We start from the raw sequence: 14,737 nt of genomic DNA, 5'->3' as shown, positions 1-14,737 counted from the left end.
GACCATCACCGAGACGCTGCCGCGCCACGAGTTCCTGGGCGAGATGATCTCGAACCAGCTGGTCTACTACCCGACCGTGACCCGCGAGCCGTTCCGCAACCGCGGCCGGATCACCGACCTGATGGTCTCGGGCAAGCTGTTCGAGGATATCGGCCTGCCGCCGATGGCGATCGAGAACGACCGCTTCATGCTCTGCGGCAGCCCCGACATGATCCGCGACACCCGCGAGCTCCTGACGTCCCGCGGCTACGAGGAGGGCAACCACGGCGAGGCCGCCCACTACGTCATCGAGAAGGCCTTCGTCGAGAAATAGCGCACCCGCGCAGGCCGGTTCGGCTTCAGCCCGGTGCGGTCCGCCGTGCCGGGCTTTTCTGTGCCGGTGCGTCTCCGGACCCGGTCGCGGGGGCGGGGCGCAGGATCGCCCCGTAGCCCTCCTGCGCGTCGCCGACGAAGCGGATGCCCGCCCCTTCGAGGACCGTGCGGATCGCCGCGAGGGTCCGGCTGCGGGGCTGGACCTGCTCGCTCTCGATCATGTTCAGGGTGACGACGGAGACCGCGGCGCGGCTCGCGAGAACCCCTTGCGTCCACTTGAGAAGTCCGCGGCCGGCGCGGATCTGAGCGGCAGTGATCATGGGCCGGAGATCGCCCGAACTGAAAGAATTTTCAAGTTTTCGGTTGACGCAGGCCGAGCGCGACCGTATCCACCGCGCCATCGGCCTGCCGGGCCGGTGATCTGAAGTGACCGCACGCTCCTCGTATCCGCGGCCCGCGCGCCGCGGCGGACGAGTCCGGTTCCCTTCGCAACGGTCGCCGCTGGCAGCCCATCGCAGTTCACCGGCGCGGGCCGGAGACGCTCGGTTATCCCTGTCACGGATCCCCCCGAGCCTCATCGACACGCCCGCGTCACCCGAAGCCCCGTTCGGACGGAGCATGGCATGAAACAGCACGACGGCATCGACGTCGCGGCGTTCGCCCGTTCCGGGCTGATGCGACCGTTACGGTCGTATCGCGGGGCTCTCGGCCCGAGAGGCTGAGCGCGTCTCGAGGACCCTGCGGGCCGGCAGGGGACGGTTATCATCGGTAGAGCGCCGCGGGCTTGTCCCGCGGAGGTTGCGGGTTCGATCCCCGTCGGGGGCCGCGAGGTCGCCGGAGCTCATGCCCGTCTCCGACACCACGACCGCAGGGCCCCGCGAGACGACCGGGGCGCCGACCGTGCGCGGATCCCGGCCGACAATGCGGGCCGGAGAGGAACGGTTATCTTCACCGAAGGGAGGTCGCGGGTTCGAATCCCGCCGGGCCGCGAGGCCCGTAGCTCAGACCGGATAGAGCGCCCGGACACCGTTCCTCACCCCACGCCCGCATCGCCCGGACGCGGGCCGGAAGACGAAGGTTATCGGGATCCGAGGGGTGCGGGTGCGAGTCCCGCCGGGTCGTCAGGCCCGTAGCTCAAGCAGAGCATCGGATAAGCCCCTCGTCGCCGCCACGCCCGCGCCCGGCCGGACGGAACCCCGCCACCGACCATACGAGAGACCGGCCGCGCGCGAGCGGCGGTGGACGACGCGCCGCGGCCGCGTCCCCGCCCGACCGCGCGCGCCGGGACGCGCCACCGGCCGGCGATCGGCCGCGATGGAGAGAGGAGAGACCGAGAGGAGCCCGCCATGACGAAGCTCGCACAGATGTTCCGGCTCCGCGCCACCCCGCAGACGGAGCCGATCCCCGGCACGGTGCCGAACGCCGCCGGAGGCCACGCCTTCGCGGTCGGCGACTGGGCGCGGCTCGACCGCTTCCTGGTGCTCGGCTCCGAGGGCGGCTCGTACTACGCGAGCCCGCGCGCCCTGACCGCCGAGAACGCGGCGGCGGTGCAGCGGTGCATCGCGCAGGACGGCGCCCGCGCGGTCGCCGCCATCGTGGCGGTGAGCGAGGGCGGCCGGGCTCCGAAGCCGGATCCGGCGATCTTCGCCCTGGCGCTGGCCGCCGCGTCGGCGGACCTCGCGACCCGGCGCGCGGCGCTCGCGGCCCTGCCGCGGGTCTGCCGCACCGGCACGCACCTGTTCCAGTTCGCCGCCTCCGTCGAGGCGATGCGCGGCTGGGGCCGGGGCCTGCGCCGGGCGGTCGGTGACTGGTACTGCGCCAAGCCCGTGGAGGCCCTGGCCTTCCAGGCGGTGAAGTACCGGACCCGCCAGGGCTGGTCGCACCGCGACCTCCTGCGGCTGGCCCATCCGGAGACGGAGGAGCCCGCCCGGAAGGCGCTGTTCGACTGGATCTGCCGCGGCACCGTGACCGAGGCCGCCCCCGGGCTCGTCCACGCCTTCGCGCGGGTGCAGGCGGAGGGCCTCGACGGGGCGGTGGCCGCCGCCCTGGTGCGCTCGCACGGCCTGCCGTGGGAGGCGCTGCCGACCGGGCTGATGGGCAGCCGCGCGGTGAACGAGGCCCTGATCGAGCGGATGCCGGTCGGCGCCCTCGTGCGCCAGCTCGGCCGCCTGACGGCCGCGGGGGTGCTCGCGCCCTTCTCGGAGGGCACCGAGCACGTCCGGGCGGTCCTGTCGGACCGGGAGCGGATCCTCCGGGCGCGCCTGCACCCGATGGCGCTGCTGCTGGCCCTCAAGACCTACGCCTCCGGGCACGGTCAGCGGGGCAAGCTCGCCTGGGAGCCGGTGGCGGCGATCGTCGAGGCGCTGAACGCCGCGTTCTACACGGCGTTCGGCGCGGTCGAGCCCACGGGCCGGCGCCTCGTGCTGGCGCTGGACGTCTCGGGCTCGATGGGCGCCAGCACGGTCGCGGGCTCGACGCTCACGGCCCGGGAGGCGGCCGCCGCGATGGCGCTCGTCACCGCGGCGACCGAGGAGCACTGGCAGGTGCTGGGCTTCACCGCCGAGGCCGGCCGGGCCTGGAGCCAGGGGGCCGCGATGACGCCGCTGCCGATCGGGCCGTCGACGCGGCTCGATCAGGCGGTGCGGGCGACCGCCGACCTGCCGTTCGGCGCCACCGACTGCTCCCTGCCGATGCGCTGGGCGCTGGAGCGGGGCGTCAAGGCCGACGCGTTCGTGGTCTACACGGACTCGGAGACCTGGGCGGGGCCGGTCCACCCGGTCCAGGCGCTGCGGGCGTACCGGGAGAAGACCGGGATCCCGGCGAAGCTGGTGGTCGTTGGGCTGGTCTCCAACGGCTTCAGCATCGCCGACCCGGAGGATCCCGGCATGCTCGACGTGGTCGGCTTCGACACCGCGGCTCCGGCCGTGATCGCGGATTTCATCCGCGCGTGAGACAGGGGCGGGCGGCTCTTCCGGGCCGCCCGCCCTATTGCTGCGGGACGCCCGGCATCCCGTCCGCGAAGGGGCCGCCGCCGGCGCTGAACAGCTTGCGCAGGAAGCCCGGGGCGATCGCCGAGAGCGGGTTCACGCTCACGTCCGGCGAGGCGAGCTTGCCGGAGACGCGGAAATTGACCGCGAACAGGCCCTCGTTGTGGCCGCCGCCCAGCAGCGGCCCGAGCAGCGGCAGCTGCGAGGCCACGTTGTTCAGGCCGTAGAGCGGCACGAAGGTGCCGGTCATGTCGGTGCGCTCGCGGCCGGTATCGAGCCAGCCCGACAGGGTGAAACCCATGGCGGCGTTCGAGATCGCCGCGTCGGTGAAGTCGACGCGGGTGCCGGTGCGCACGAAATTGGCGCGCATGCGGTCGAAGGTGACGTCGCCCGCGCCCCGGCCCGGGGCGACCCGTCGGCCGCGGGCCGTCTCCGCGTCGGACGGCTCCGGGCCCTGCGCCATGATGCTCGACAGCGCGGGCTCGTTGCGCAGGATGAAGTCGCGGATCTGCACGACGCCGGATTGCGGGCCGTCGTTGAGGCCGATCCCGGCCGTGAGCCGGCCGCCATACATCCGCCGGTACACGTCGACGAACCGCAGCGTCGCGCCGGCATCGGCCGATTCCACCGACAGGGTCGGCACGCCGCGCTCGCCGCGGGTCACCGTGGCGGCGAAGGGGGCCGCGCGGAAGCGCCCGGTGATGTTGGCGGCCCGCAGGGTCTTCCCGTGCAGGGAGAGCTTCAGGTTGGCGCCGGTCAGCGCCTCCTCGTTGAAGCCGGTGACGATGGGCACCTGGATGTCGGCGTCGATATCCTTCGGATTCGCGTCCCGCGCCTCTCGGCCTCCCTTCGGGTCGGGGGCGCCCAGCGATTTCAGGAACGGCCGGGCGTCGGCCACCGCGCCCCGGACCACGACCTTGTAGCCGCCGCCGGTCCGGTCGAGGCTCACGCGCAGGTCGTCGCCGGGGGAGAGCTTGACGCTGGTCAGGTCCGCCCGCTCCAGGCCGCCCTCCTGGGTGATCGAGACGGTGCCGCGCGCGCTCGCCGGGGCCGCGTCGAGGGCGAAGTCGCGCAGGTCGAAGGTCTGGCCGCTGTCGACCAGGGTGAAGGTGAGCCGTCCCGGTTTGCCCGGGGGCTTGGTCAGCCCCGGGACCAGCCCGTCGATCCCGGCCTTCGCCAGATCCGCCTCGACCCGGATCGGCGGCTTGCCGGATCCCGGCCGGCCGATCTGCACCACCGCGCGGACCGGGATGGTGCCGGTGAGCTGCGGCGCGGTCGGCAGGCCCTTGCGGCTGCGGACTGCCTCGTCGAGCGACACGTTGACCACCGCCTCGCCGGGCTGCCCGACCTTCGGCTGCCGCAGGTCGACCGACATGGGCGCGCCCGCGACCCGGCCGTCGCCCTTCAGCGTGAAGGCGCCCCGGTCGTAGACGAGGTTGAACCGGCCCGATTCGAGCCGGTCCCGGCCCATCACCTTGTCGACCGAGAGGTCGGCCAGCGAGCCGGTCAGCGTCACCGGCAGGTCCGGCAGGTCGGGGATGTGCTTGAGGTCGAGGGGGAAGTCGACGCGCAGGTCGGCGCTGCCCTTGATCGTGGCGGGGTCGAGGTCGACGCTCATCACGCTCTTGAACAGCTTGGCCTGGAGCACGGAGGCCATGCCGTCGGCGCCGCCGGAGAGCCGCATCCCGATCTGGGCCACGACCCGGTCCGGGGTGATCTGCGGGATGACGAAGCTGCCGTCCGAGATGGCGAGCCCGCGCCCGTCCGGCCCGTGGACCTCGGCGGTCACGTTGCGCACCGTGGTCGAGCGCCCGGTGATCACGCCGACGACGTTGCCCTTGGTCACCGGTGGGGAATCGGCGGTGACGTCGATGGCCGCGTCCGAGACGTGGAAATCGATGTGGACCGCGTCGTCGGGGGCGGGGTCGCCCCGGGTGGCGGCCGCCAGGACCGCCCCGGACATCTTCACCTTGATGTCGACGGAATCGACCCGGCCGCGCCGGAGCTGGTCCACCAGGTAGGTGCGGGCCGGCGGCGCGATGTGCTCCGGCCAGAGCCGCAGCCCGGTACGGACCTCGCCGTCGTGGCCGGCGAGGTGCAGGGTCAGGCCGCCGTCGTCGGCGCTGGTGCCGATCGTCCCGGTGATGGCGCCCTTCACGCCGGGCCCCGACAGGGTCAGCGCGTCGATGGCGATGCCGCCGTCGCGGCCGGAGAGCTGCGCGTCGAGGGCGTCGATCTTCACCGGCGCGTCCTGCGGAGTCGCCCCGCGCAGGGTGGCGTCGCGGCTCGCCAGCGTCGCGGTCCAGGCCGTGCTCGCGCCCGCGGGGCTGCCCGTCCACGTCCCCGTGAGGTGGACGGCGTTGCCGGCCCCGCGATAGTCCAGGCCGGTGAGCGACATCACCCGGTTGGCCTCGTCCCAGTCCAGGGAGGCGTCGAGGCTCTCGACCGTGACCGGGTTGAAGTCCTTCTCCTCGATCAGGAACGTGCCGTCGCCGGTGTGGAGCTTGGCGTTCATGGTCCGGATGCGGCCGGCCGTCAGGCTCACGTCGGCGCGGGCCGAGAGCTTCAGGTCGGTGGTCAGCGGCAGGCCCGACTGGCCCGAGAGCAGCAGGAGATCGGTGACCGGCAGGTCGTCGAGGGTGATGACGCCCGAGCGCTCCTGCCCGTCCCCGCCGTCGCGCAGCGTGCCGCCGAAGCGCCACTCGCCGTGCGGGCCGTCGAGACGCAATTCGAAGTTGCGGGTGCCGTTGACCGGGTCGCGCCCGAACAGGCCGTTGACCCGCGCGAAGACCGCGCGCTCGCGGCCGTCCTCGTCGATCAGCCGCAGGCGCGCGTCGGTGACGCGGGCGCGGTCGAGGGCGCCGATCACGCCGCCCGGATCGAGGACGATCCCGAAGATCGACGCGATCGCGGCCGAGAGCGGCGAGACGGTGCCGCGCACCCCGTCCACGCTCGGCGGCGTGTGCGGCGCGACGTCGACCGGGTGGTTGGCCTCCGAGGCCGCGAAGGCGATGGAGCCGTCCCGGTGCAGCAGCGCGGTGGTCTGCGTCTCGCGGAACTCGATCGAGCGCGGCTGCAGGTTGAGCCGCAGGAGCCCCCAGGGGTCGAGGCTGACGAGCGCCAGGGGCGCGCGCACCACGAGGTCGCCCTGCGGATTGCGGATGTCGAGGCCGGAGAAGCGCAGGCTGAGCGCGTTCTCGCGGTCGAGCTCCAGGCTGCTGCCGCGCAGCCCGATGCTCCAGCCGGGTCCGATCCGCTCGGCCACGGCGGCGGCGACGCGGCGCGACAGGCCGTCGATCTGCAGCGGCCCGTTCGACAGGCGCAGGGCCACGAGGCCGACACCGGCGCCGACGAGCAGCACCAGCGCGAGGGCGCTCACGAGGCAGACGCCGCCGACGCGTCGCGCCTTCCCCCGAGGCCTGCATGCCGGCGTTGTCTCGTCCGCCATCGGGACCTTTGTTCCGGGGTCTCTGCGCGCGGCGCCCTCGGGCTCCGCGGCCGGTGGATCGAAGCGCGCCCGCGCTTTACAGCGGCCGCGACTCCGGGCTTGGCTCGGACGTGCGCGGTGCCATCGCTTGAGCCCGCGCACGAGATCGGTTGCACATCATCAATCGGCCGAAAGGAAGGCACGATGCCGCTGTCAGAGGGGGATACCGCCCCCGATTTCGACCTTCCCGCCTCGGGCGGAGGGCGTGTCGGGCTGTCCGCGCTCCGCGGTCACAAAGTCGTGCTCTACTTCTACCCGAAGGACGACACGAGCGGATGCACGCTGGAGGCGCAGGACTTCAACGGCCTGCTGCCGGCCTTCGCGGAGGCGGACGCCAAGGTCGTCGGCCTGTCGCCGGACCCGGTGAAGAGCCACGACAAGTTCTGCAGCAAGTACGGGCTGACCTTCCCGCTCGCCGCCGACGAGGACAAGACTGTCCTCGAGGCCTACGGCGTCTGGGTCGAGAAGAGCATGTACGGGCGCAAGTACATGGGCGTGGAGCGCACCACCGTGCTGGTCGACCGGGAGGGGCGCGTCGCCAGGATCTGGCCGAAGGTGAAGGTGCCCGGCCACGCCGAGGCCGTCCTGGCGGCCGCGCGCGCCCTGCCCTGACGTCCGCTTGACGTCCCCTTGACGTCCTCCTGACGCCCGGCGCGCGACGGATCCTTAACCCTACTGAGGTCTGAATGGCGGCTCCTCCGGTGCCGTCCCGATGCAGCCTCCGAAGTTCCCCGCGCGTCTCAGGCCGCACCGGCCGGCCCCCTGGCTCAGCGCCGGCCTCGCCCTGGCGGTGGCCTGGGCGCTCGGGGCCTCCTACCTGATCGTGTTCCACGACGACGTGCTCGCCGGGTTCGTGGCCCGGCAGGCCGCCCTGCGCGACGCCTACGAGGCGCGCATCGGCGAGCTCCAGGACCGCCTCGACCGCGACCGGAGCGACCGGGCGGGGAGCGAGGCGGGGCTGGCCGACCGGGTCGCGGCCGCCCTGGAGCGCCAGGCCGAGCTGGAGCGGCGCAGCGCCGCCCTCACCGACCTGGAGCGGCAGGCCCTGCCCGACCCGTCCACGACCGGCGCCCTGCCCGGGCGGCCCGGCGCTGCGCCGGGCGGGAGCTACGGCGATCTCTTCCTGCGTCCGACTGAGGGTGCGGCTCCGGCGCCGCGCTCCGCCCGCGATCCCCTGCCCCGCCGCGGCGCGCGCGAGGCCGAGACTGGCCTGATCCGGCTGGAGGCCCGGCTCGACGGCCTGCAGGCGGCCCAGGGCGAGCGCCTCGCCGGGCTTGCCGCCCGGGCCGGGGACGCGGTTCGGCGGCTGCGCGGCCTGATCGGCCGCACCGGTCTCGACCCCGACCGCCTCGATCCCGACCGCACCGGCGCGGCCGCGCCGGCCGCCGGGCTGGGCGGACCGTTCGTGCCCCTCGACGGCCGCGCCCTGGACGGCACCGGCTTCGCGGAGGGCCTCGCCCTGGCCCGGCGCGCGCTCGACGACGGCGAGCGCCTGCGCCGGCTCGCCGCCACCCTGCCCCTGGCACGCCCGATCCGGGGAGGCGCGACCGTGTCGAGCCCGTTCGGCACGCGCCTCGACCCCTTCACCCGCGGCCTCGCCCTCCATACCGGGCTGGACCTGAAGGCGGAGTACGGCGAGCCCGCGCGCGCCACCGCGCCGGGCCGGGTGATCGCCGCCGAGGCCGCTGGCGGCTACGGCAACATGGTCGAGATCGACCACGGCCACGGCGTCACCACGCGGTTCGGCCACCTCGCTCGCATCACGGTCCGCCCCGGGCAGCGCGTGGCCGCGGGCGATGCGGTCGGCGCTGTCGGCTCGACGGGGCGCTCCACCGGGGCGCATCTCCACTACGAGACCCGCATCGACGGCGAGCCGGTGGATCCGCAGCGCTTCCTGGAGGCCGGCGCCACCGTCGCGGCGGCCGGACCCGGCGCCGACTGAGTCCGTCGCTGCGCCGTTCGCCCTGTGCCGGTCGCCCTGTGCCGGCCTCCGAGTCCCCGAGGGAGGCCGGCTTGGCATTGGCCGTGACGTCCACGCGGGGATGGCCTTCCGGGCCGGACCTGTTGCGGGCGGCCGGCCCGGTGCTACGATCCGGCCGAGGTGGGGATCGGCGATGGCTCTGGCCGCGAAGCGCGACGCGCGGATGGATGTGTCCGAGTTCAGGCTCTGGGTGGAGGGCCGGCCCGCGCACGAGCGCTGGGAGCTGCTCGACGGCGAGCCCGTGCTCATGGCGCCGCCGCGGGAGCGGCATCAGGCAATCGTCGCGAACCTGATCCGCCGAATCGGCGACTTCGCGGATGCCAAGGGCTGCCGCGCCATGCCGGGGCTGGCGATCCTCAGCGCCGCGATGGACGATTTCGCCCCGATCCCCGACGTGGTGGTGCGGTGCGGGCCGCCGCTGCCGGAGGGCTACGCGACCGACCCGCTCCTCGTCGCCGAGGTGCTCTCGCCCTCGAGCATGAGTCTCGACCGCGGCCGGAAGATCGACTTCTACCGGACGGTGCCGAGCCTCGCCGTGCTCCTGATCGTCTATTCCGACGAGGCGCGGGTCGAGGTCTGGCGACGCGCGGGCGACGACTGGAGCGTCGCGGCCCTCGGGCTCGACGGCACCGTGTCGCTGCCGGAGCTCGACGGCGCCGTGCCGGTGCGCGACCTCTACCGCGGTCTCGCCTTCTGAGCGGCCGCACCCCACCTGATCGAACGGCGAAGCATCAAGGCACCGACTTGCCCCATTTCGAAGATTTCTACGCGGCCAAGCTGCGCGGCTCCCTCGGCGTGACCGACGCCGAGTCGGTGCTCGATCTGCGCGGCACCAACCGGGCGACCGCCGAGGCCTCGCTCAAGGACATGCTGGAGCGCAGCCGCTTCGCCAAGGGCAAGACCGTGGCGATCCGGCTCGATCCGCCCCCGGAGGGCGGCGGCGAGACCCTGTTCCAGCCGGCCGGGCGCCTGCTCCTCGACGCGAAGCGCCGCGGCCTGATCGAGCGCCTGCAGACCCTGCCGGCCCAGGACGGGCTCGGCTTCTACGTGGCGCTCACCGGCCGCGCCGACCGGACGCCCATGTAGGGCGGCCACGGAGGTTGTGCCGGCAACGGATCGGGTGCGCGCCGCCGGGCGTTGAACGCTCCCGCTCCACAGGATGCCGCCCGTGCCCGACACCCGATTCCCCGAAGCCGGGTCCCGCCGATGAGGACCCTTCCCGGCGGCCGCAACGCGATCGAGCGCATCGCCCGCTTCGGCTACGGCGCCCGCGGCGTGGTCTACATCGTGGTCGGCGCCCTGGCCCTGCTGGCGGCCCTGGGGCATGGCGGCCGGGCCGGCGACAGCAAGGACGCGCTCCGCGCCGTCATGGCCGGGCCGTTCGGCGCGGCCGTCGTCGGCCTGATCGCCCTCGGCCTCGCCGGCTTCGCCCTCTGGCGCCTCGTCGAGGGCATCACCGATGCCGACCGGCGGGGCACTTCCGCCAAGGGCCTCGCGGTGCGCGGTGCCCACCTGATCAGCGCCGGGCTCTATCTCGGGCTCGCCGCCAGCGCGGCCTCGCTCAGCCTCGGCCTGGGCATGAGCGGCGGCGACGGCGTGCATGACGGCACCGCGTGGCTCCTGAGCAAGCCCTTCGGCCGCTGGCTCGTGGCCCTCGTCGGCCTCGCGGTCGTCGGCGGCGGGTTCGGCTTCCTCGGCAAGGCGTGGCGCGGGGACGTCACCGACCGGCTCGCCCTCGACGCCCGGGCCCGGGACCGCTGGGCCGGCCCGATCGGCCGCTTCGGCTACGCGGCGCGGGGCCTCGCCTTCCTGATCATCGGCGGGTTCCTCGTGGCCGCCGCGTGGCACCAGCGCTCCTCGGATGCCAAGGGTCTGGCCGAGGCCTTCGCGCTGCTGCGCGCACAACCCTACGGCTGGATCCTCCTCGGGCTCGTGGCGGCCGGCCACGCCGCCTTCGGGGCCTTCGGGCTGATCCAGGCCCGCTACCGGCTCATCGACGCCCCCGACATCGACCGGGTGGACGACGCGGCCGGTGCGGCGGCCCGGGCGCTGGGCTGAGGCCGGCGCCGCCTCCGGCCCCGGCTCCGGCCCCGGCTCCGGCCCTGGGCGGGCCGCGTTGACAGGGCCGGTGCCGCGGCGGATACCCCGCGGCATCCCATCCGGCTCCCGATGCAGCAGCGCCTCTACAAGACCGCGGTGATGGTGACCCACGACCTCGCGGCGACCGCTGCCGCCGTGGTGCTCACCTTCCTGTTCCGCTTCCAGGGCGGCATGCTGGCCGAGCGTCTGCACGCCCTGCCCCTGCTGCTGCCGCCGTTCCTCGTCCTCGCCGGCCTCGTCTACGGCCGCTTCCGGCTCTACCGGACCAAGTGGCGCTTCGCCTCGTTGCAGGACCTCGCCGGCATCGTCCGGGCGGCCAGCGTCCTGGCCCTGGCGCTCCTGGTGATCGACTGGGTGCTGGTCTCGTCCGACCTCTACGGATTCTACTTCTTCGGCAAGATCGCGATCCTGCTCTACTGGGTGCTGCAGATCTTCTTCCTGGGCGGCACGCGCCTGGCGTTCCGCTACCTGAAAGACACCCGCTCCCGGCAGTCGAGCGCGCGGGCCGCCACCGTCCCGACCCTGCTCCTCGGGCGCGGCGCCGACATGGACGTGCTGATCCGCGCCATCGAGGCGGGCTCGGTGCGGAAGCTCGCGCCGCGGGGCATCCTGTCGCCCCGAGCGGACGAGCGCGGCCAGTTCATGCGCGGCGTGCCGGTGCTCGGCGGCTTCCCGGATCTCGAGCGCGTGGTCGCCGACCTCGCCGCCCGCGGCGAGCCGGTGCGGCGGCTCGTGGCCGCCCCGAGCGCCCTCGTGCCGGAGGCGGCGCCGGACGACCTGATCGCCCGCGCCCGGCGCCTCGGCCTGCCCCTCGCTCGGGTCGTCGGCCTCGGTGAGGGCGTGCAGGGTCCGGAACTGGCGCCGCTGGAGATCGAGGACCTGCTGCTGCGGCCGACCGTCGCCATCGACCGGCCGCGTCTGGAGGCGTTCCTCGCCGGCCGCCGGGTCGTGGTGACCGGCGGCGGCGGGTCGATCGGCTCGGAGATCTGCCTGCGGGCCGTGGCCTTCGGGGCCGCCGCCGTGCTGGTGCTCGAATCCTCCGAGCCGGCGCTCCACGGCATCCTCAGCCACCCCGCGATCCTGGCCGCCGAGACCGCCGTGACGGGGGTGCTGGCCGATATCCGCGACCGTGAGCGGACGCACGCGGTGATCGCGGCGTTCCGGCCCGACTACGTGCTCCACGCCGCCGCGCTGAAGCAGGTGCCCTACCTGGAGCGGGACTGGCAGGAGGGCATCAAGACCAACGTGTTCGGCTCGATCAACGTCGCCGAGGCGGCGGTGGCGGCGGGCGCGCGGGCGCTCGTGATGATCTCCACCGACAAGGCGATCGAGCCGGTCTCGCAGCTCGGGGTCACGAAGCGCTTCGCCGAGATGGTCGCCCAGGCCCTCGACGCCGCGCAGTCGGCGCGGCCGGACCACCCGACCCGGCTGATCGCCGTGCGGTTCGGCAACGTGCTGGGCTCCGTGGGCTCGGTCGTGCCGGTCTTCAAGGCGCAGATCGCCCGGGGCGGCCCGGTCACCGTCACCCACCCGGACATGGTCCGCTACTTCATGACCGTGCGCGAGGCCTGCGACCTCGTGCTGACGGCCGCCTCCCACGCCGACGGCGAGGCCCGGGCGGGCGCGGAGCGCGCCGCGGTCTACGTGCTCAAGATGGGGCAGCCGGTGCGGATCGCCGACCTCGCCGAGCGGATGATCCGGCTGGCCGGCTTCGAGCCCGGCACCGAGATCGAGATCGCCTATACCGGCGCCCGGCCCGGCGAGCGGCTCAACGAGATCCTGTTCGCCCGCGAGGAGCCCCGGATCGCCCTGCCGGGCATCGACGGGGTGATGGCGGCGCGGCCGGTCTTCGCCGATCGGGACCGGCTCGACGCCTGGGTGGCGCGGCTGCGCGACGCCGTGGCGGCCGGCGACCGGGCGGCCGCCGAGGCCGTGTTCGAGGCGGCCATCCCGCATTTCCGGGAGCGCGCCGTCCTCCGCCCCGGGCCGCCCCAGGACGCCGCGGAGCCGGTCGGCGACCCGCCGCGCGCCGCCGCACCCGCCGCCCTCGGCTGATCCGGGCGACCCCGGGAGCGCGCCGCGGGGCCGTTCCCGATCGTCACACCGTGGCGATCGGCGTCGTCGGCGAGCCGACGGCGCCGGGCAGGCGCAGCGGCGGGGCGGTGAGCAGGAAGCGGCTGCGGCCGCGGGCCCGCAGCCAGTCGGCCAGCGGCGTCAGGTGCCACAACTCGCCGAGATTGACCCCGAGCTTGAACAGGCAGTGCTCGTGGAGCGGCAGCGTCGCGCAGCAGGCGGGGCCGGGGCCAGCCGGGTAGGCCTCCACCGCGTAGTTGTCGGCGATCAGCGCGCAGAGCCCGGTGCGGGTGATCCAGTCGAGGAGGCGCGGGTCGCGCCCGTCGAGGCCGGCGCAGAGGGTGTGGACGAGCTTCGGGTCCGGCGCGCCGCCCATGGCGATCAGCCGCTCGGCGAAGCCCGTGTGCAGGCAGACCATGTCGCCCGGCTCCACCACGACGCCGTCGGCCTCCAGGATCCGGGCGAGCTCGTCGTAGCCGACGCGTGTCCTGGCGTCGCCGAGATGGGCGCGCAGGTCGATCATCACGGCGCGGCCCTGCATGCCGGTCTCGGCGAGGCGCTCGATCCCGAGGCGCTTCGCCCGGGACGGCTCATCCGCCGCCTCCGGTGCGCTCGGCCCGACGATGTCGCGGCCGCCGCGGAAGCCGTTGTAGAAGGTCGGCGCGGCGCCCGCCCCGTCCGCGTCGAACAGCGAGCCGACATGGGCGAGCGAGTCCCACTGCGTCGAGTATTGCAGGTGGATCAGCGCGCGGTCGTCGCAGATCACGTCGGTGGCGCCGTCGACCTCCTCGCAGACCGGGAAGTTCATGTTCGGCCGGCCGTTGGCGCGGCGCGTCGGGGTGATCTGCGGCGGGTGACGGCGCGGGTTCAGGACGTTGCCGCCCGGCAGGTCCAGCGGCAGGCTGAGGCAGAAGGTGACTCCTTCGCGCACCTCGGCAATGCCCTGCAGCACCTTCTCGGGGGTGAGCAGGTTCAGGCGCCCCAGCTCGTCGTCGGGGCCGAAATCCCCCCAGGTCGAGCCCTCGGGCCGCCGCGTCCAGCGCAGGGTCATGCCTGTGGTTCCCCTGCCCGTGCCGGCCGCGGAGCGGGCCGCTTCCCGAGGCTCCGGGGCCGCGGTCCGGGGCGAACCCCGGCCGCGGCCGAGCGTGCGTTCCTCACCGGACCGTGCCCTTCTTCGAGGCCGCCGGGCCCGCGCTTCGCAGGGCCGCGGCGAGCCTAGGATGCGGCGGCGCGCGGCGATACCCCGGGCGGAAAACGACTCGGTGCAAACGTCACCGGCCGGTCCCGACCGGCCCCTTGTGATCCGTCGGAGCGCGGGTACAGTCCGGGCCAAGCCCGCGAATATAAAATTCGGGCACTGGGATGAGGGAACGCCGATGTCCGAGACCGTGCGCGCCGCCGCCCGGGTTGCCCCGATTCGGCGCACGCTGCCCGCGCTGATCGCCGCGGGGCTGGTCGCCGCCGGGCCCGTCCGGGCCGCGGACCCGATCAAGATCGGGGTGATCGCCGAGGCGCAGTCGGTGGCCGGGGCCTCGATCCCGCAGGCCGTCCAGCTCGCCGCCGACGAGATCAATGCCAAGGGCGGCGTCGACGGGCGCCAGATCCAGGTCGTCACCTACGACGACAAGTCCTCCGCCTCCGACGCGGTCCGCGCCTTCCAGCGGGCGGTCTCCGAGGACAAGGTCAACCTCGTCATCGCCAGCTACATCTCGGAGGTCGTGCTGGCGCTGATGCCCTGGGCGGCCCGGCTCAAGACGCCGATGATCACGCCCGGCGCGGCCTCGAACGAGATCAGCG

General features: G+C 74.2%; 11 protein-coding genes, 2 tRNA genes and 1 pseudogene. 11 read left to right on the top strand and 3 right to left on the bottom strand.

The window, feature by feature from the left end; all coding sequences use genetic code 11:
• Positions 1-313: pseudogene (locus H288_RS0130990) on the top strand (ferredoxin--NADP reductase); the annotation flags it as partial.
• A gap of 25 nt (positions 314-338) precedes the next feature.
• On the opposite strand, the gene H288_RS0130985 reads toward H288_RS0130990, so the two are convergent.
• A complete protein-coding gene (locus tag H288_RS0130985) occupies positions 339-632 on the bottom strand; it encodes a helix-turn-helix transcriptional regulator (RefSeq protein ID WP_020096444.1) in 294 nt (97 codons plus the stop codon).
• Between the two features lie 603 nt (positions 633-1,235).
• Here H288_RS0130985 and H288_RS35395 point away from each other — a divergent pair.
• From H288_RS35395 to H288_RS0130980, 3 genes are all read left to right on the top strand, one after another.
• Positions 1,236-1,302, top strand: a tRNA-OTHER gene (locus tag H288_RS35395).
• Positions 1,303-1,434: transfer RNA gene (locus H288_RS35390), tRNA-OTHER, on the top strand.
• 224 nt (positions 1,435-1,658) lie between these two features.
• Entirely contained in the window at positions 1,659-3,263 is a 1,605-nt protein-coding gene (locus H288_RS0130980; RefSeq protein ID WP_020096443.1) for a TROVE domain-containing protein, read from the top strand.
• A gap of 34 nt (positions 3,264-3,297) precedes the next feature.
• Here H288_RS0130980 and H288_RS0130975 read toward each other — a convergent pair whose 3' ends face one another.
• Positions 3,298-6,747, bottom strand: coding sequence for a DUF3971 domain-containing protein (locus H288_RS0130975; RefSeq protein ID WP_026605465.1), 3,450 nt, complete (start codon positions 6,745-6,747; stop codon positions 3,298-3,300).
• Positions 6,748-6,930: 183 nt separating this feature from the next.
• On the opposite strand from H288_RS0130975, the gene H288_RS0130970 reads away from it, so the two are divergent.
• From H288_RS0130970 to H288_RS0130945, 6 genes are all read left to right on the top strand, one after another.
• Positions 6,931-7,398, top strand: coding sequence for a peroxiredoxin (locus tag H288_RS0130970; protein WP_020096441.1), 468 nt, complete (start codon positions 6,931-6,933; stop codon positions 7,396-7,398).
• Between the two features lie 100 nt (positions 7,399-7,498).
• Positions 7,499-8,728 (top strand): peptidoglycan DD-metalloendopeptidase family protein, encoded by a 1,230-nt coding sequence (locus tag H288_RS0130965; protein ID WP_020096440.1) that lies wholly within the window; start codon positions 7,499-7,501, stop codon positions 8,726-8,728.
• A 172-nt stretch (positions 8,729-8,900) separates the two neighbouring features.
• Positions 8,901-9,464, top strand: a complete 564-nt coding sequence (locus tag H288_RS0130960) for a Uma2 family endonuclease (RefSeq protein ID WP_020096439.1) — start codon at positions 8,901-8,903, stop codon at positions 9,462-9,464.
• Positions 9,465-9,511: 47 nt separating this feature from the next.
• The gene (locus H288_RS0130955; protein WP_020096438.1) at positions 9,512-9,853 is read left to right on the top strand and encodes a hypothetical protein; all 342 of its coding nucleotides are present in this window, start codon (positions 9,512-9,514) and stop codon (positions 9,851-9,853) included.
• Between the two features lie 120 nt (positions 9,854-9,973).
• Complete coding sequence (locus tag H288_RS0130950) at positions 9,974-10,825, top strand: DUF1206 domain-containing protein (protein ID WP_020096437.1); 852 nt, start codon at positions 9,974-9,976, stop codon at positions 10,823-10,825.
• 111 nt (positions 10,826-10,936) lie between these two features.
• Positions 10,937-12,922, top strand: coding sequence for an SDR family NAD(P)-dependent oxidoreductase (locus H288_RS0130945; RefSeq protein WP_020096436.1), 1,986 nt, complete (start codon positions 10,937-10,939; stop codon positions 12,920-12,922).
• Between the two features lie 43 nt (positions 12,923-12,965).
• On the opposite strand, the gene H288_RS0130940 is transcribed toward H288_RS0130945, so the two are convergent.
• Positions 12,966-13,991: a cyclase family protein gene (locus tag H288_RS0130940; RefSeq protein ID WP_020096435.1), complete on the bottom strand. Its 1,026-nt coding sequence runs from the start codon at positions 13,989-13,991 to the stop codon at positions 12,966-12,968.
• A 325-nt stretch (positions 13,992-14,316) separates the two neighbouring features.
• On the opposite strand from H288_RS0130940, the gene H288_RS0130935 reads away from it, so the two are divergent.
• Positions 14,317-14,737: ABC transporter substrate-binding protein (locus H288_RS0130935; RefSeq protein WP_020096434.1), on the top strand; the 421-nt coding region annotated here is incomplete at its 3' end.

The organism is Methylobacterium sp. 285MFTsu5.1, assembly GCF_000383455.1.
Classification (GTDB): Bacteria; Pseudomonadota; Alphaproteobacteria; order Rhizobiales; family Beijerinckiaceae; genus Methylobacterium.
The sequence above is the reverse complement of the archived record's forward strand: the minus strand, read 5'-3'. Positions and strand labels throughout refer to the sequence as shown.